Source organism: Neobacillus sp. 204 (assembly GCF_046562815.1).
Lineage (GTDB): Bacteria > Bacillota > Bacilli > Bacillales > Cytobacillaceae > Neobacillus.
In genome coordinates this window covers 111,017-127,549 of sequence record NZ_JBJORY010000003.1, presented here as the reverse complement: position 1 = coordinate 127,549, position 16,533 = coordinate 111,017, and the positions used below count along the sequence as shown (strand labels likewise).

General features: G+C 38.9%; 15 protein-coding genes and 1 riboswitch. Of the genes, 7 read left to right on the top strand and 8 right to left on the bottom strand.

The genetic code is table 11. From position 1 onward, the window contains the following. The first annotated feature begins 9 nt into the window (after positions 1-9). The gene (locus ACJ004_RS07825) at positions 10-1,749 is read left to right on the top strand and encodes an aromatic amino acid hydroxylase (RefSeq protein WP_410892299.1); all 1,740 of its coding nucleotides are present in this window, start codon (positions 10-12) and stop codon (positions 1,747-1,749) included. 232 nt (positions 1,750-1,981) lie between these two features. Here ACJ004_RS07825 and ACJ004_RS07820 read toward each other — a convergent pair whose 3' ends face one another. The 3 genes from ACJ004_RS07820 to ACJ004_RS07810 all read right to left on the bottom strand — a co-directional run bounded on the left by ACJ004_RS07820 (position 1,982) and on the right by ACJ004_RS07810 (position 4,630). After that, positions 1,982-2,617, bottom strand: a complete 636-nt coding sequence (locus ACJ004_RS07820) for a Bax inhibitor-1/YccA family protein (RefSeq protein ID WP_410892297.1) — start codon at positions 2,615-2,617, stop codon at positions 1,982-1,984. A 49-nt stretch (positions 2,618-2,666) separates the two neighbouring features. Further along, entirely contained in the window at positions 2,667-3,056 is a 390-nt protein-coding gene (mscL, locus tag ACJ004_RS07815) for a large conductance mechanosensitive channel protein MscL (RefSeq protein WP_410892295.1), read from the bottom strand. Positions 3,057-3,127: 71 nt separating this feature from the next. Continuing rightward, on the bottom strand, positions 3,128-4,630 hold the full coding sequence (locus tag ACJ004_RS07810; protein ID WP_410892293.1) for a LuxR C-terminal-related transcriptional regulator: 1,503 nt from the start codon (positions 4,628-4,630) through the stop codon (positions 3,128-3,130). A gap of 201 nt (positions 4,631-4,831) precedes the next feature. Between ACJ004_RS07810 and ACJ004_RS07805 the strand changes: the two genes are divergently transcribed. Genes ACJ004_RS07805 through ACJ004_RS07795 form a run of 3 tightly spaced genes read left to right on the top strand, consistent with a single transcriptional unit; the run spans position 4,832 to position 7,039 of the window. Continuing rightward, positions 4,832-5,407 carry a DUF6230 family protein gene (locus tag ACJ004_RS07805; RefSeq protein WP_410892292.1) on the top strand — a complete coding sequence of 192 codons (576 nt, stop codon included), beginning with the start codon at positions 4,832-4,834 and terminating at the stop codon, positions 5,405-5,407. Positions 5,408-5,424: 17 nt separating this feature from the next. Then, positions 5,425-5,811 carry a DUF6114 domain-containing protein gene (locus ACJ004_RS07800; RefSeq protein ID WP_410892291.1) on the top strand — a complete coding sequence of 129 codons (387 nt, stop codon included), beginning with the start codon at positions 5,425-5,427 and terminating at the stop codon, positions 5,809-5,811. A gap of 13 nt (positions 5,812-5,824) precedes the next feature. Then, positions 5,825-7,039, top strand: a complete 1,215-nt coding sequence (locus tag ACJ004_RS07795; RefSeq protein WP_410892289.1) for a hypothetical protein — start codon at positions 5,825-5,827, stop codon at positions 7,037-7,039. 40 nt (positions 7,040-7,079) lie between these two features. Here the strand turns inward: ACJ004_RS07795 and ACJ004_RS07790 are convergent, their stop codons facing one another. The 3 genes from ACJ004_RS07790 to ACJ004_RS07780 form a co-directional block, all read right to left on the bottom strand. Next, entirely contained in the window at positions 7,080-8,312 is a 1,233-nt protein-coding gene (locus tag ACJ004_RS07790; RefSeq protein ID WP_410892287.1) for an aminopeptidase, read from the bottom strand. A gap of 342 nt (positions 8,313-8,654) precedes the next feature. Continuing rightward, the gene (locus ACJ004_RS07785) at positions 8,655-9,923 is read right to left on the bottom strand and encodes an MDR family MFS transporter (RefSeq protein WP_410892286.1); all 1,269 of its coding nucleotides are present in this window, start codon (positions 9,921-9,923) and stop codon (positions 8,655-8,657) included. A 103-nt stretch (positions 9,924-10,026) separates the two neighbouring features. Beyond that, on the bottom strand, positions 10,027-12,117 hold the full coding sequence (locus tag ACJ004_RS07780) for a DNA topoisomerase III (RefSeq protein WP_410892284.1): 2,091 nt from the start codon (positions 12,115-12,117) through the stop codon (positions 10,027-10,029). Between the two features lie 324 nt (positions 12,118-12,441). Between ACJ004_RS07780 and hutH the strand changes: the two genes are divergently transcribed. Then, on the top strand, positions 12,442-13,968 hold the full coding sequence (hutH, locus tag ACJ004_RS07775; protein ID WP_410892283.1) for a histidine ammonia-lyase: 1,527 nt from the start codon (positions 12,442-12,444) through the stop codon (positions 13,966-13,968). A gap of 44 nt (positions 13,969-14,012) precedes the next feature. Here the strand turns inward: hutH and ACJ004_RS07770 are convergent, their stop codons facing one another. After that, on the bottom strand, positions 14,013-14,225 hold the full coding sequence (locus ACJ004_RS07770; protein ID WP_410892282.1) for a hypothetical protein: 213 nt from the start codon (positions 14,223-14,225) through the stop codon (positions 14,013-14,015). Positions 14,226-14,837: 612 nt separating this feature from the next. Then, positions 14,838-14,927, top strand: a riboswitch (cyclic di-GMP riboswitch). A 30-nt stretch (positions 14,928-14,957) separates the two neighbouring features. Here ACJ004_RS07770 and ACJ004_RS07765 point away from each other — a divergent pair. After that, on the top strand, positions 14,958-15,080 hold the full coding sequence (locus ACJ004_RS07765) for an anti-repressor SinI family protein (RefSeq protein ID WP_410892281.1): 123 nt from the start codon (positions 14,958-14,960) through the stop codon (positions 15,078-15,080). Positions 15,081-15,169: 89 nt separating this feature from the next. Here ACJ004_RS07765 and ACJ004_RS07760 read toward each other — a convergent pair whose 3' ends face one another. Next, positions 15,170-15,496, bottom strand: a complete 327-nt coding sequence (locus ACJ004_RS07760; RefSeq protein ID WP_410892279.1) for a helix-turn-helix domain-containing protein — start codon at positions 15,494-15,496, stop codon at positions 15,170-15,172. Between the two features lie 269 nt (positions 15,497-15,765). Here ACJ004_RS07760 and map point away from each other — a divergent pair, with 269 nt between their 5' ends. Next, on the top strand, positions 15,766-16,515 hold the full coding sequence (map, locus tag ACJ004_RS07755) for a type I methionyl aminopeptidase (protein WP_410892278.1): 750 nt from the start codon (positions 15,766-15,768) through the stop codon (positions 16,513-16,515). Positions 16,516-16,533 lie beyond the last annotated feature (18 nt).

The following is a 16,533-nucleotide window of genomic DNA, read 5'->3' as shown; positions in this document are numbered from 1 at the left end:
ATGTTGACTATGACTGGAAATAGAGCCAAAAGAGGCCAGGCGCACTTACAGCCATATATTTCAAAGCAGTTTTACCATCGGTATACACCCATTGATCACGCGGTGTGGCGTTTCGTTATGAGGCAAAATCATTACTTTTTAAAAGAGATCGCCCATACTGCATATGTTAACGGCCTGCGAGATTCAGGTATCAAAACTGAATCGATTCCGAAGGTAGATGACATGAATAAAAGTCTAGCAAAAGTCGGCTGGGGAGCCGTTACGATTGATGGGTTAATTCCTGGTTCCGTTTTTTATGGCTTTCTGTCAAATGGTCTCTTACCGATTGCGACCGAAATAAGAAATATTCAAAACATTACCTATACCCCTGCTCCGGATATGATTCATGAGGCAGCCGGGCACGCGCCGATTTTATTAGATAAATCTTACCGGGAATTTGTAAGGAAAATTGGCGAGATGGGAGCGAAAGCACTTGCCAGTAAAGAAAAGCTGGAGGTATTTAAAGCTGTTCGCCATTTAACGATTGTTGCAGAAGATCCTAATTCAACCCCTGAGCAGGTTAAAGAGGCAGAAAGGCTTGTCACAGAAGCTAGAAAAAAGTTAAAGGGGATATCTGAGGCAGATATGGTTTCAAGACTATTTTGGTGGACTGTGGAATATGGCTTGGTTGGCGACCTTAGCAATCCGAAGATTTATGGAGCGGGTTTACTATCATCAGTAGGTGAAAGTCAAAGCTGTTTAGCAGATGATGTTAAAAAGATTCCATTTTCAGTTGAAGAATGTATTAAGACACCATATGATGTCACCAAGCCGCAACCGCAATTATTTGTCTGTAAGGATTTTGATCAATTAGCGGCTGCCATTGATCAATTTGCATTGACCATGGCCTTTAAAAAAGGCGGAACGGAAAGTCTTGAAAAAGCCTTGCAATCTGATAATCTTGCAACATTTGTCTTCTCGTCTGGATTACAAGTGACTGGGATACTGGCAACCATAGTCAAGGATAAGAAAGGAGAAGCTATTTATATCAGAACAAAAGGACCGACCGCACTATCTCTGGAACAAAAGCAACTAGTGAATCATGGCAAAGATACACATCATAAAGGCTTTGGAACCCCCATAGGCAGTCTTAAAGGAAAGATAGCATTAGAGAGTTGCTCGTATGCTCAATTAAAGGATTTAGGCATTATTGAAGGCAGTGGAGCGGTGCTGAAATTTGAAAGCGGTGTCAATGTAAAGGGGCGTGTGCAGACCATATTGATGTCAGCTGGGAAACCCGTCTTAATCTCTTTTAAGGATTGCCAAGTAACATATCAGGGGCAAGTCCTTTTTGAGCCATCTTGGGGGACGTTTGATATGGCAGTCGGCTCAGGAATTACTTCTGTGTTTGCAGGCGCAGCTGATCCTGATGCGTATTTTGAATGGCCTGCAAATGACTCAGACAGTATGGAGGAAGAAGTTCAGGAACTGAATGAACTAGAAAGGCTTTATGCGGAAGTCCGCAGTTTGCGTGAAGGCACGGATTGGAATGAACAGAGTTGGTCCAGACTGGAGAATGTAATTGCGGCCTTAAACAAAAAATATCCAAATGAGTGGCTACTTAGACTTGAAATACTAGAAATTTATAAGTTGCAAAATTTCAGCCACCCTAACGTAAAGAGCATTTCTGAAATGTTATTAAACAAAAACTGGGGAAAATCAGTAAATCAGGTGATTCAACGGGGATTCACCTTAATAAATAAAAGTTAATAAAGGCTCTTTTCGTAAACTTTGTTGCTATTGGAGCTTAATAAGGGTTATTTACTAAGTTTCTTGGCAATTTTCGCAAATGTTCTTACGAAAAGATGCCACGAAGTATCTATTTATACGGGTTGATTAACTTATACGAAAAACAATAATCTTTGCGAAAATAGCTCTAATAAAAAAGGAGCTTGGGAATCCAAGCTCCTTTCTTATATGGTCGATGACGAACTCAAGTTTGTTAGTCTTTGCTTGATAGAATTCCTAATATACGAAGGATGCTAACAAAAAGGTTAATAAAATTCAAATATAAGTTTAATGCCATCAACGGAACTTCTTCTGGTCTAACCCCGTAATGCTTCATTCGGCTGAAATCAAATAGAACATAGCCGCTAAATACTATCACTCCAATAATCGAGAAAGCAAGCATCCCTGTCGATCCTAATGGGAAGAAGATATTATAAATAGAAATTGCTATTATGGCAAGCAAAGCGGCAAGCAGGAATCCACCTAGAAAGGAAAAGTTTTGTTTTGATTTCGTTGCATAAATAGCCACACCCGTAAAAACAACTGTTGTACTTGCAAAGGCCATGACAACAACGTTTGCACCTGCAGTAGCGGTGTAATAGGCTACGATTGGGAAAAGCGTAATTCCTGAGATAAACGTAAAGATATATAGGAATGAATAAGAAATAGCCTTTTTACGTCTGAAAAAGAAAGCGATCATAAGCATCACAAATTCTAGAATTGCTAGCGGCATAAATAGACTATCTGGTACAAATACACCTGCCATTGTGCCCAAGAAAGCAATCGCAAGCGAAAGGGCAAAAGTTCGTATGACAGAGGGCAAAAATTGAGTAGATGTTTGTGTATACAATATTTTCACCTCAAAAAATTATTTATTAGTAAGTTATACGAGGAAATGGTCAAGATGTTTCATTTTTTTTGAAAAAATCTTTATCTTCTTTTAGTAAATCGCGGATCTCAGCTAAAAGCTCTTCTGTTCGGTCCACTTTTACAACCACTTCAGCTGGTTCTTCCTTCTTTTTAAAACGATTAATAAATTTCACAAATAGGAATATTGAAAAGGAAATAATTAAGAAATCGACCACGGTTTGAATAAACTGACCGTATTTTATACTTCCGTATGCAAGTTTAGAAAAGGCGCCTACCCCAATAAATAATCCAAACAATGGCATGATGACATCAGCGACTAGAGAAGAAACTATTTTCCCGAACGCCCCTCCGATAATAACCCCAACGGCTAAATCAATGACGTTTCCTTTCATAGCAAATTGTTTAAATTCATTCCACATAAAAAAATCCTCCAAGCTTTTTTGTAAATATATATTATAACCTGTAACCAGTTAAGATAGCAAACCCAGTATTATGAAATTAAATTCATCTTTAACGCTTTTACGGCTGCATCTGTCCGGTTTTTTGCGGCTAATTTTTGAATGATGATCGAGACATAATCCCGAACCGTATAACTGCTAAGATGAAGAATGGCAGCTGCTTCATTAATAGTTGCCCCTTCAGCGATCAGCTTTAATACCTCTTTCTCACGTTGAGTTAAGACACCATGGGAGTTTCCGAATTGTTGAAGGGTCTTATCTCTAAGAGAAAATAGCAATTCACCAGCGTAATGACCAAATTTTATTAGCGTGGTTAAAGTGTGAGTAGAGACGTCAAATTGAGAATCTTCCCCGTTGTCCAACAGGGCAATCCCTATTAACTTGCTTTTGGTTGGCACAAATATAGGTAAGACCACTATGGATTTTAACTTATATTCTTGGACATATTTTTTCGGTAACACATGTGCAGCATTCGCAAAATAAAGGGGGTGAGAATGGTTTAATGAATGTAAATATTTTTTAATTAAGGGGAGTTTGAATATTTCCTCCTTAATCTGCAGAACAGAGGGACTGCTTACATTATATCCTGAAACCCCGATTCCCTTCCCCTCGTAGTGATTATACATAAAAAGGGCGCAGCGACTAAAGGGCATATATTCGACTAACCCTTTAGTAATCGCCTTCACGGCCTCATCCGCCCCCCTTGAACGTAATAAGTGCTGGAGGAAGAGAAGGGAGGCATCTTTCCATTCCATCTTACTTTTTAGATGATCAAGTTTTAACTGTCGTAAATATATACCTCTAACAAATTCGATTTCATGATCGGTGACAGGAACATCACTATTTTGCAAACCGATTAACAAAGTGTCATTCAAACAATGGATCCGGATAATGGGATCCCCCTCACTGTTAGTCCCTAAAAGTCTAGCAATCGCCATCGATAAGTGGTCGATCTGACTAGCCCTTAAACCAGAGGACATTTCAATTAAATGGGAAGCCACTTGATTTTGCTCAGAACAGACAACACAATCAACCCGATAATCTTCCTGTTCCTTATTTACGACAGCTATCCATTTTATTGGAAGCAGGTTAGTTGCGATAATATTTTTTACCCATTTCTCATTTCCATCCACTATATCTCGTGTTAACAACGTCTGGTCTAGTATTCTCGAAAAAACGGATTGAACAGCCTGATGATCGAGAAATGTAGAAGACTTACTTTCAGTTAACAGCTTATGATACATATTTTCAATTGTCGTTAATAAGGATATTGACTCGTTTTCATCATATTTTGAGGCGAAACGTTTTTGCCATTCCGTGAGAAGGGATAGGATAAAGGAGTCTACATTAGGGATTTGATCGTTAATAACCGGTTGGAAGGCAATCTGAATAATAACATTAAATTCATCCACTAAACTGTCTTTTCGGTATTTTAAAGTCGATTGAACTTCCTTCCATTCTTTTAAAAATGGTTTACTTAGCTGAAAAATAATGGAAAGTCCCCTCTGTAAAAGCTGTTCCACTTTGTGCTCCATTTACTCTCGCCTCACCGATAACTGATTTTTAAATTCTTCGGTGGAATATTTTTGATTATGTCCGTAGTAGAAATCGACCCCCGACATTTGACGGGGTACTTGTATTTTTACGATAGATGACGTGATTGTAGCAGTGAAATAACCGTAGTAAGGTAGAAAAAACGAATAGTGTTAAAAAATTCAGAAAATAGGAGGGTGCTTATGGAATATTCAATTCAGCCAGTTGAGGGGATGACAAGTAAAAAAGTTTTCTGGTCAGCTTTAGGAACAGGGATTTTGGTTCTAGCGCTACTATTAGTCTCATTTGGGATTTCAGGGGTAGCCTATGCTGTCCCAATTGCTGGTGTCGGTGATTTTTACGTTGAGTTTGACAAATTGGAGGGGAACGGTTATACGTTTTATCCGAAAATGGGTGAAACTAGCAGCGAAGATTCGGCTCCACAGGGCACAAATTTAATAGAAACTCTGACAATCAATCATTTGCAATTATACAAGGATTTCAAGGTTGGCGGGAATTGGATCCGTGTAAAGATTACAGCCTCCAAACCTGTACAGATTACCGGATTGCAACACGACGCGGGTTTAATTGAAGCAGATGCCAAGTTTCAAAACTTAGCGCTTAAAGAAACTCATAGCGATGATTGGCAAAAACAATTCCAACAAACCTCCTCAAAAATTACCTTAGAGCATGCCAAGCTTAAAACACACTATTTGTTTCAAAAAACGATTAATATGAACGGAATGAGACTTACGGTTGAAAAGGTTAATAAGAAGTAAGGATTGGAGGGAAAGAAATGGGATTTACTAAATGGAGAAAGAGCCGGCCGCTTGGGGGTTCATTGATGACAATTATCAGTGGACTCATGATTTTGTGGGTACCATTAAACCTTTATTTAAGTACATTTCTTCCAGGGTCGATTGCCATCATCGGTTTACTTTTTGGCGGTGTACTTACTTTGATTGGAATTGTGGCATTGTTCTTTCCCCATGCGTCGAAAATCCTTGGAATCTTTACTATATTTCTATCCATTTTATCTGTCATCGGAGCATTAGGGGGGTTCCTTCTCGGTACACTATTTGGAATCATCGGGGGAGCATTGCTGATGGCATGGCGGCTTACACCAGTGAGAGTAAAAGTATCACCCCCAACAGAAATGGAAAAATCGGCCGACACTTTCTAAAGGAGAGCAAACCATGCGGTGGAAAAGCAAGATAATCTTGTTAAGCTTATGTCTCCCATTACTATTTTTAACTATTTTTGCTAATAGTGGAATAGTTAAGGCGGGTGAACAAACGATCGAAGGCTTTGTCATTGAGGCAGATCGCGTCGATGGTTCAGGTATGACTGCAAACATTATTAAACAAGAAACCTCTACAAATAGTGGTAAACTTATGCTACGTTTTCATTATAAAACCGCAATCATTTATGGAATGAAATTAACCAAGCAGGTAAATTCCCCAAGCGGTCCTGTAAGTATTAATTTAAAAGCAAATGGGCCTGTTAGCGTGAAGAATTTGACTGTAGATACATCGGCAATTATTTTTAAAGGGGCTTGTGTAAAGGCATCAGAAACTGTTCCAGAAGTGGGGATGGAGCAGGTGGTCATGGTCGCTCATTTTATGGAATCTGAAGATAGTATTATTAAGCAATTAATTCTTAATACGGTTTCAGGTCAATCAACGGCACCCCAGCCTGGGAAGTTGAAAATTATTCAAGATTTAAGTTCCCTTCCACTTAACCAATTGGATAAAGAGTTAGGAAAAATTACTAGTGGTCATTTGCCACTCACGTGTGAAGATGATTCTAATGCAGCTAAATCACCTGAAGGCATTGGAAAAATCACTAAACCGATTCAAGATGTGGTTGAAGTAGTGACTAAACCGTTGAAACCGATTACAAAACCATTAAAACCGATAGTCGAACCAATCAAGCCTATCTTAAAACCGTTGGAACCAGTAACTAAACCACTTGAGCCAGTGACAAAGTCGCTTGACCCGATTTTGAAACCACTTGAGCCTGTAACGAAGTCGCTTGACCCGGTTTTGAAACCACTTGAGCCTGTAACGAAATCACTTGACCCAGTCATCACCGGAACTACAGAAAAGGTGGACCAAATTGTAAAATCCGTTTGTAAGCAACTTGAAGGTGAAAAGGGAGTAATTAAGAAAGAACTGGCCTTGTCATTAATTGATAAAGCGATTGAAAAGAAGATCCCATTGAACTCTGTCTGCCGAAGTGATTCATTATTGACCAAAGAACTTCAAAGCTGGGAAGAAGGTTTATTAAAATCACTCGGTCTTATTGATTTATTAGGTAAAGTCGTCCAGGAAGATCCTATGGAAAACCTTAATAAAATACGTGAAAAAATTGCGAAAGAAAAGAATGGATCAATTATTTTTACACCATAAAAAAGAGCAGGGGATTCCTGCTCTTTTGTGCTTGAATATATTAGAACGCCCAGTTTCCGCCTCTAAATACTGGTTCTGATTTGCCATCAGCGGTGATTCCATCGATGTTCATTTCTGTGGAACCAATCATGAAGTCCACATGAGTGATACTATCGTTTAAGCCATGCTCTTTCAATTCCTCAGAAGACATTTTCTTCCCGCCTTCAATACAGAAAGCATAGGCACTGCCAATCGCTAAATGATTTGAGGCATTCTCATCAAATAATGTATTAAAGAAAAGGATATTTGATTGGGAAATTGGTGAGTTGTATGGTACAAGTGCAACTTCACCAAGATAATGTGAGCCTTCGTCTGTATCGACAAGACGCTTAAGGATTTCTTCGCCTTCCTCTGCTTTCACCCCAACGATTTTTCCATTTTCAAAGGTAACCGAAAAGCGGTCAATAATATTTCCACCATAACTTAACGGTTTTGTACTAGCAACTGTACCATTAACACCTGTTTTAAATGGAACAGTGAACACCTCTTCGGTTGGCATGTTTGCCATAAACTCGAAGCCACTTTCATTGATGCTGCCTGCGCCCACCCAGATGTGTTTTTCAGGGAGCTCGATGGTTAGGTCAGTACCAGGCGCTGTGTAATGAAGCTTTTGGTATCTTTTTTCATTTAAATAATGAACTTTTTCATGAAGGGTTTCGTCATGATTTTTCCAAGCTTCTACTGGATTTTCAACATCTGCACGTACTGCTTTAAAAATCGCATCCCAAAGCTTGTTTACTTGGTTCTCTGCAGGCTCATCAGGGAATACTTTTGCAGCCCATGCAGGTGACGCTGCTGCGATAACAGTCCAACTCACTTTATCAGATTGTATTGCTTTCCGATAATTTGCCAATGCCGTTCCTGCCGCTTTATTAAAGTTTGAAATACGTTCTGGATTCACACCTTTTAACAAATCTGGGCTTGTGGCAATAACCGACATAAAAGCTGCACCTTTGGCTGCTAAATCTTCCATTTCTTTGGCACGCCAAACAGGGTACTCAAGGAAAGCGTCATCTGGAGCCAAGTCATATTTGGTTCTAGTCACGGTATCGTCGTTCCAGTTGACGATGACATTTTGTGCACCAGTTTCGTACGCCTTTTTAGCGATCAAGCGAACAAAATCTGCCGAATCTAAGGTAGCGTTTACGACTAAAGTTTGACCCTGCTGAACATTTACACCAACCTTAACGGCGAGTTCAGCATATTTTTCAAGGTTTTTTTGAAATTCACTCATATGTACGTCTCCTTTTTCTGAATCTTCCTATATTGTAGCGTTATTAATTGGAAAAAGAAACTACTTGCTTTCAATCAAAAAGCCGCAGTAAATAAAAAAAAGCAGTAAAGAATTTTCATCTTTACTGCATCTTGCTGCCGTATACTTTTATATTAAGATAAACTCCTGCGGAAAATAGCACTAAGAATGTAATAATACCTGACCATGATGTGGGAGACATGAACTGAGATAATTCCATTGTTTCCACCGTCCTTATAATAATAACTTAATAAGTTAATTATAATACAAATTAGGAAAATGTGAACAATTTAGTACAAATATTGGCGATTTATTGACCAAATTTTACATTTGTGAACTGATCTTTTGTTTTTCAAAGGAATAAAACATGACCCAATACATCCCAGCGCTTAATAGGGCGAGTATAACTAACACAAAAAACGTCCAATTATACCCGAGCAAGACAGTCATGGGAATCGCAAGTGGTGCAATCGTACGGCTAATAGTAAAACGTAAGCTTGCTGCAGCGAAATATTGACCGCGCATATGCTCAGGAGCAAGTCTCGATACAAAGCTTTGCTGGAGCCCAGCACCCATTAATTCAGCAAAGGTGAAGACAGCCATCGCTATCATTAACCCCCATATCCATGTGGTTTGACTAAAAAGAATCATTGAAACCGCATAAACAACAGAGGAGAGAATAAATACATTTCTTTCATAATAATTACTCATCCACTTCGTGACAATCACAGTCAGCAGGGCGACGAGGAAGCCATTTTCCGCGAGTACCAGTCCAAAAGCCTGTTCACCATTGACCGAAAATGACCAATTCCCTAGTGAAAAAAGGCTTTGAGCTTGGTAGACATCCTTTATATAAACAGGAATCAATAAGTCCAATTGCATAAAGGTCTGCCCAGCTAATACTCCTGCCAGAATAAATAGCAGAAAGGTTTTATCTTTTACAATCAGTGAATAATCCTTCACTTGATTTTTTAAAAAGTAATACCATTTCCCGTCTGAAGAAAAGGCGTTATTCTTTACCGGTACGGTTTCTCGAGTCCATTTGGCTAAGATAAGTCCTAAGGAAATACAAACTAACCCAGCAATAAGCAAGAGTTGGAAACGATAGTGAACATAAAAAATCGCACCTAGAATAGGACCAATTACAACTGCAATATTAATAGATGTGTAAAAAATGGCAAACACATTGCTTCTGTCTTTTTCATCGACTACATCCGCCACCATTGCTTGGCTTGCAGGCCAATAAAAGGAACCGAAAACACCGGCTACTGCAAAGGCGACAAAACCCATCCAAGGGGATTGAAACCAAGGTGAACTAGCGAAGGCAAACGCGATAAACGAAAGTCCTTGACCGATAGCAGATAGAACCATCATTCTTTTCCTCCCGAATCGGTCCGCACAGTACCCGCCCATTAGGTTAGCAAGCACGGAAAACACCTGTGAAAAAACTAATAATAAACCTGCTTTACTTTTACCAAACTCTTCTGAAAAATAAATTGTTAAAAATGGAAAAAACATCCAAAAAGTGATGTTCATCATCGCTTCGCTAAACAAGCGAACCTTTAAATTAGGATCCCAATCCCTAATCCTCATACATTGTCCTCGTTTCTTAATCTTTGATCTATCACCAAACTAGCAATTTAGAAAAACTTACAACAGAAATGGTAAGCACATTAAGAGTGCTTACCATTAATGGTTATTCCTGATTTTTTAAGGCTTGTTTCAGTAAATCGCCTAAGCTGTTGCCGAAATCTTCGTTTTTTGAATATTTCTGGACGAGCTTTTGTGCTTCCTTTTTATTAACTGCTTTTTTCTTGTCTTCTGCTTTTTCAACCACATTACAACGGCGGCATTGGAAGTACGCGCCTGCCTTTCCATTATGAATCTCCATCTTTTTATGGCACTGTGGGCAGCGACGGTTTGAAAGCTTTGGATCCTTTCGTTTCCGGAATGAACACTCAGGACTCGAGCAAACGAGAATTTTACCTTCTTTCGTATTCCTCTCCTTTAGAAACTCGTTACATTCAGGACATCTTGAGCCGGTTAAATTGTGAGCCCGATAGGACTTTTCACTTTTTTTAATTTCGGAAACCAACTGCTCTGTTTGCCGGCGGATGTTTTGTAAAAAGGCTTTTGGATCTGCCTTGCCTTTTGAGATTTTTTCAAGTTCTTGTTCCCATTTGGCCGTTAGTTCTGGTGATTTTAGTTCATCATTGACAAGGTCAATGAGTTGCTTGCCTTTTTTCGTAGAGTGGAAGCGCCCGTTCTGACGTTCCACGACTTCCGTGTCCACAAGTCTTTCAATAATTTCTGCTCTTGTTGCTGGGGTCCCTAGACCGAACTTCTCCATTTGCGATAGAACATCAGCCTCAGAATAGCGGTGCGGCGGCTCAGTCCATTTTTGGTTGAGCGAGCTGCTTTTGACGGTAAAGGATTGTCCCTGGGCTAACTTTTGCAGTCCAGAGGTTAATGGTTCTGCCTCTTCTTTTCCTAACACCTTTTTGAAGCCTAAATCAATAACATTCGTTTCTTTGGCGGTAAAAGTCTCACCTTCGACCTTAAAGGTTGCTTGAATGGTTTCAAATTCATAAGCTGGTAAAAACAGAGCTAAGAAACGTCTGGCAATGATGTCGTAGAGTTTTCTTTCATCTGAATCAAGTTCACTTAGATTTAATCGTTGTTCCGTTGGGATAATCGCGTGATGATCGGTTACCTTTTCGTTGTTAAAAACCCGTTTGGCGAGCACAAGACCCTTTTTTGCAAGAAGCGGACGGACTTCCTCCTTATACCCTGAAGCCATGCCATGCAGACGGTCTGTCATGGTGCTTATCATATCTGTTGTTAAATAGCGTGAATCCGTTCTAGGATAAGTGACCAATTTGTATTGCTCGTAAAGACGTTGTAAGACGGATGAGGTCTTTTTCGCAGAAAAACCAAACCGCTTATTGGCATCTCGTTGAAGTTCAGTTAAATCGTAAGGCAACGGCTGTGGTTCTGACTTTTTCTTGCGGTCAATTTTATCAAGCACGGCCTTTTTACCATTTACTTTCGTTTGGATGGTTTCGGCTTTTACCTTATCGAAGATGCGTTTTTCATTGTCACGTTCCCAATCCGTTGAAAGTGGGCCAATTTCGGCACGAATCGTCCAATATTCCTTTGGGACAAAGGATTGAATCTGCTGCTCTCGGTCTAAAACAAGGGCAAGAGTAGGGGTCTGAACCCGTCCTGCAGAAAGTGGATCTTTATATTTTGTGGTTAGTGCTCTTGTTACATTCAATCCGATTAGCCAATCAGCTTCTGCTCGGCAAACGGCTGAATGGTAGAGGTCCTCAAACTGTTTGCCAGGTTTCAATTGCTTGAACCCGTCTTTAATGGCTTTATCTGTTTGCGAAGAAATCCATAATCTTTTTAATGGTTTGTTCCACCGAATCTTTTCAAGAATCCAGCGTGCTACCAGTTCGCCTTCACGACCGGCATCCGTAGCAATGATACATTCGTTAATGTCTTTCCGTTTTGCTAACGCTTCAATAGCACGGAATTGATGATTTGTCTGCTTCATCACCATCAAGCCCATTTTTGGGGGAATAATCGGTAAATCCTCCAAATTCCATGTTTTATATTTCGTATCATAATGTTCCGGCATTTTTAATTCGATTAAGTGTCCTAGTGCCCATGTGACAATGTATTGATTGCCTTCCATATAGCTTTTATGTTTTTGATTGCAGCCAAGAACGCGTGCGAGTTCACGAGCCACACTTGGCTTTTCTGCAAGTACGAGAGATTTCATAATTACTCCTTTCAGGTACATCCATTTTTACCTTTATATAGTATAACGGAAACTCAAGATATTTTGTAACCTGAGCTTTTTACCTTTCATTTATTATTGTACTAAAGTGTTATCGTGCTAAAATTCTGAAAATTCAATTGACAAATAAGCTTTGTATCCCATACAATAATTATCATTAAGATAATTAAAGAATGGAATGATACCAATGAGGCATCTGAAAATATTCAATCTATTAATTATAAAAGAGGCTGGACTCCCAATCGAGTAGATTCGGAATCCAGCCTCTTTCTTTATTATACTACAGTGGTAGAGGAGAGAGACAAAATGATAACACTAACAGGTGGAAGTTTAACATTAAAGCAAATGAAGGATGTTTTATATCGTAAGCAAAAGGTCATGGCTTCAGCCGAGAGCATGGAAGCAGTCAAGAAGAGTCGTGAAGCAGTGGAAAGAATTGTGGCAGAATCAAAGGTGGTTTATGGAATTACGACAGGGTTTGGAAAATTCAGCGACGTACTCATTGATAAGAACCATGTCCAAGATCTTCAGCTTAATCTAATTCGTTCTCATGCATGCGGAGTGGGCGATCCTTTTCCAGAAATTGTTGCAAAAGCAATGGTGCTACTCCGGGCTAACGCACTCCTCAAGGGATTTTCAGGTGTCAGGCCGATTGTCATTGAAAAGTTATTAGAATTAGTAAATCAAGACATTATTCCTGTCATCCCGCAGCAAGGTTCCCTTGGGGCAAGTGGTGATTTAGCCCCGCTTTCTCATCTGGCATTGGTATTAATTGGTGAAGGGGAAGTATTTTACAAAGGCGAGCAAATGGAAGCTTTTAATGCACTTCAACAAGAAGGTATTTTACCCTTAACATTGGAAGCAAAAGAAGGTCTTGCCCTTATTAATGGAACCCAAGCGATGACTGCTATGGGAGTTATCGGTTACTTGGAAGCAGAGCAGCTGGCACAAGAAAGTGAGCTGATTGCTTCCATGACAATGGAAGGGTTAAATGGAATTATCGATGCATTTGCGGAAGAAGTTCAGGTGGCAAGAGGGTATAAACAGCAAATTGATACAGCAGCAAGAATCCGCCGCTATTTAAGCGATAGTTTGTTAACAACCCAGCAGGGTGAGTTACGAGTTCAAGATGCTTATTCACTCCGGTGTATTCCACAGGTTCATGGTGCCTCATGGCAGGCTTTGGATTATGTAAAGGAAAAATTAGAGATTGAAATGAATGCCGCAACAGATAATCCGTTAATTTTTGATAACGGGGAAAAGGTGATCTCAGGGGGGAACTTTCACGGGCAGCCGATTGCTTTTGCGATGGATTTTATGAAAATTGCCGTTGCCGAACTGGCAAATATTTCGGAAAGACGAATTGAACGCTTGGTAAATCCTCAGCTAAATGATTTACCGGCATTTTTAAGTCCACAACCTGGTTTGCAATCGGGTGCGATGATCATGCAATATGCGGCTGCAGCACTGGTATCAGAGAATAAAACACTTGCCCATCCAGCAAGTGTCGATTCTATTCCTTCATCTGCCAATCAAGAGGACCATGTAAGCATGGGCACAATTGCCTCAAGGCATGCTTATCAAATTATCCAAAATGCAAGAAGAGTTTTGGCGATTGAACTGATTTGTGCCATGCAGGCAGTGGAGATTCGCGGAATTGATAAAATGGCAACACATACTAGGGTGTTTTTTGATAAAGGTCGCGAACAGGTAGCGTCCATTACACAAGATAGAGTGTTCTCAAAAGATATAGAAAAAGTTGCTGAGTGGCTTAAGTCCATAGAATTTTCGCAACTTATTAGAACTTTAAGTATTGAAAAAGGACAATTCTAAGGGGAATTCCTAAGAATAAAAAGGCGTGTGGTGCTCACGCCTTTTTATTCTGTCTGATCATTGAGCAAACGAGCAGTATCTCCTCGATATTCTTCCTCATTTTCAACTCGATTTTTAAAGGCTTCCCGTACCACTAGGAATTCCTCGTCACCGACTGCTTCTTTCCCCTGTTTTTCTGTTAAAGTGTCTTTAGGGAAGTTCCCTGGATGATGCTTCTTTTTATGTTCAAAATGTTCTCCGCGTGCCAAATTCAACACTCCTTTCGTCTTCGCAAGTATCATTCCCAAAATAGAGTGAAATAATTACTTTTTGATTAGCACATAAAAAGAAAAAGCTGATTGAAAGAGGAATCTTACATAGATTCACTCTTCATCAGCTTTTTGTTTTGAGAGCTCTGGCTTGCATATGCGGTCCAATAAATAGCCAGCAAACACAATAAATGCAATCGGAATAGAAAAGTTTAACACATGAATAAGGGGCATCGAACTGCTTCACCACCAATATTTGAATATTATTAATATTATGATAATAGTCGTGTTGTTTACATTATATGCTAATTGTCACAATTTAGACAAATATTGAAGTGATAAATATATCTTTTAATGGTTATTCAACATAATGAGAAGGAAAGAAATTGTTCAAAGTTCCATCATTTTGACATAAAGCTGCAAGGATTCGATTTAAATTGGGATATTTTTGTAGAAATATGGGATTAATTGTTAGAAAAAGTTTTTTGAATATTGTAAAATTACGACAAATTACAACACCCTACTGAAATAGCACTAGATATAATATCAATGAGGATTAAGTATATCGACCTATCAAAACAATGAAAAAAACATTAATACAGTGACTTAAGTTGTGTTGGAATCAGAAAAAGGCAAACCTGTTGAAAAGCAGGGACGCAAAGCCGAGGATCTAAGGTATGTTTTACATGCTAAGATGGCCGGGTTACCTGGAATACATTATGTATTTTAGGAGTGAGTAGAATGGTTATAACCGAAAATAATGTAGAAGTAATCGATCAAGAATGGATGGCACTCATATTAGAAGCAAAGGACTTAGGGTTATCCATAGAAGCAGTTCGTGATTTCTTGATTAACAAGAGATAATCACGTTAAACGTACATAAATAAAAAGCATTCTACAAAAAAATCACGTTTTTTGTAGAATGCTTTTCTTTTCAATAAGATCTTTTATATCTATTTATCGTTTTGATTAATTCGCCACTTATTAAATTCAAGGAAATCCCGAAATTGTTCCTTAGATACACCAGACTTCATTGCATCTTTGACTAGATTCATCCAATCAATATCTAATTCCTCTTTATTGATTTCTTCATGTATCAAATGGTCCACAGGAATATTCAAAACAACAGCAATTTTTTCTAGGAACTTTATAGAAGGGTTCTCTTGTTTATTATTTTCAAGGTTACTTAAATATGATTTAGCCACCCCAGCTTGAGCAGCAAGTTCGGAAAGTGACATTTTTCTATCTAAGCGAAATTTTTTTACGCGATCACCAATCATTAGTCTCACACCCAATTATTATTCACTTTACGTTAATTCTAACAAAAAGAATGGAAAAGCACCATATTAAGAACAAAGAAATATGACAATTTTTGAACTTTGAGAATTAGTTTAGTCAAAGTATCTTTGAAAAAATACCAGGATAGAGTTAATATAAAAAGTGTTGCCTATTACGGCATAATGTATAATTCTTTTGAGGTATGTTTTTAGTCGAATAACCATTTTGATTTGCATACATAAAAATAATTAAAAAGGAAGGGGACCCAATAATGATTGTCCTTAAATCACAGCGTGAAATTGATGCGATGAAAAAAGCTGGAGATATTTTGGCAGCTTGTCATAAAGAAATTGCTAAAATGATTAAACCAGGTATTACAACATGGGAAATTGATGTATTTGTAGAAGAATTTCTTAAGAAAAAAGGCGCGACCCCAGAACAAAAAGGGTATAAAGGCTACGAATATGCTACTTGTGCGAGTATAAATGACGAAATATGCCATGGCTTTCCAAGGAAAGAACCTTTAAAAGAAGGGGATATTGTGACAGTGGATATGGTTGTCAATTACAATGGCGCGTTAGCAGATTCCGCTTGGTCTTATGCTGTTGGCGAAGTATCAGAAGAAACCGAGCGTTTATTAAAAGTCACAAAGGAAGCACTTTACAAAGGGATTGAACAAGCGGTTGTCGGCAATCGAATCGGGGATATTGGTCACGCCATTCAAAAATATGTTGAAAGCGAAGGGTTTTCAGTCGTCCGGGACTTTATTGGTCACGGGATTGGAGCAGTAATTCATGAGAAACCGGATGTTCCTCACTATGGTCTGCCAGGAAAAGGGGCAAGAATAAAGGAAGGTATGGTATTTACGATTGAGCCAATGGTCAATGTAGGAAGATATCAAACAAAGATGGATTTCAATGGATGGACGGCAAGAACCATTGATGGAAAATATTCAGCGCAATACGAGCATACCCTTGCCATTACAAAAGAAGGAACCGTCATCTTAACTGAACAAGATTAAAAACAAACCCGTTATGTG

Coding starts and splice junctions, on each gene's coding strand:
- ACJ004_RS07825 (WP_410892299.1), top strand. CDS start 10: ATGACTGGAAATAGAGCCAAAAGAGGCCAGGCGCACTTACAGCCATAT.
- mscL (WP_410892295.1), bottom strand. CDS start 3,056: ATGTGGAATGAATTTAAACAATTTGCTATGAAAGGAAACGTCATTGAT.
- ACJ004_RS07810 (WP_410892293.1), bottom strand. CDS start 4,630: ATGGAGCACAAAGTGGAACAGCTTTTACAGAGGGGACTTTCCATTATT.
- ACJ004_RS07805 (WP_410892292.1), top strand. CDS start 4,832: ATGGAATATTCAATTCAGCCAGTTGAGGGGATGACAAGTAAAAAAGTT.
- ACJ004_RS07800 (WP_410892291.1), top strand. CDS start 5,425: ATGGGATTTACTAAATGGAGAAAGAGCCGGCCGCTTGGGGGTTCATTG.
- ACJ004_RS07795 (WP_410892289.1), top strand. CDS start 5,825: ATGCGGTGGAAAAGCAAGATAATCTTGTTAAGCTTATGTCTCCCATTA.
- ACJ004_RS07790 (WP_410892287.1), bottom strand. CDS start 8,312: ATGAGTGAATTTCAAAAAAACCTTGAAAAATATGCTGAACTCGCCGTT.
- ACJ004_RS07785 (WP_410892286.1), bottom strand. CDS start 9,923: ATGAGGATTAGGGATTGGGATCCTAATTTAAAGGTTCGCTTGTTTAGC.
- ACJ004_RS07780 (WP_410892284.1), bottom strand. CDS start 12,117: ATGAAATCTCTCGTACTTGCAGAAAAGCCAAGTGTGGCTCGTGAACTC.
- hutH (WP_410892283.1), top strand. CDS start 12,442: ATGATAACACTAACAGGTGGAAGTTTAACATTAAAGCAAATGAAGGAT.
- ACJ004_RS07765 (WP_410892281.1), top strand. CDS start 14,958: ATGGTTATAACCGAAAATAATGTAGAAGTAATCGATCAAGAATGGATG.
- ACJ004_RS07760 (WP_410892279.1), bottom strand. CDS start 15,496: ATGATTGGTGATCGCGTAAAAAAATTTCGCTTAGATAGAAAAATGTCA.
- map (WP_410892278.1), top strand. CDS start 15,766: ATGATTGTCCTTAAATCACAGCGTGAAATTGATGCGATGAAAAAAGCT.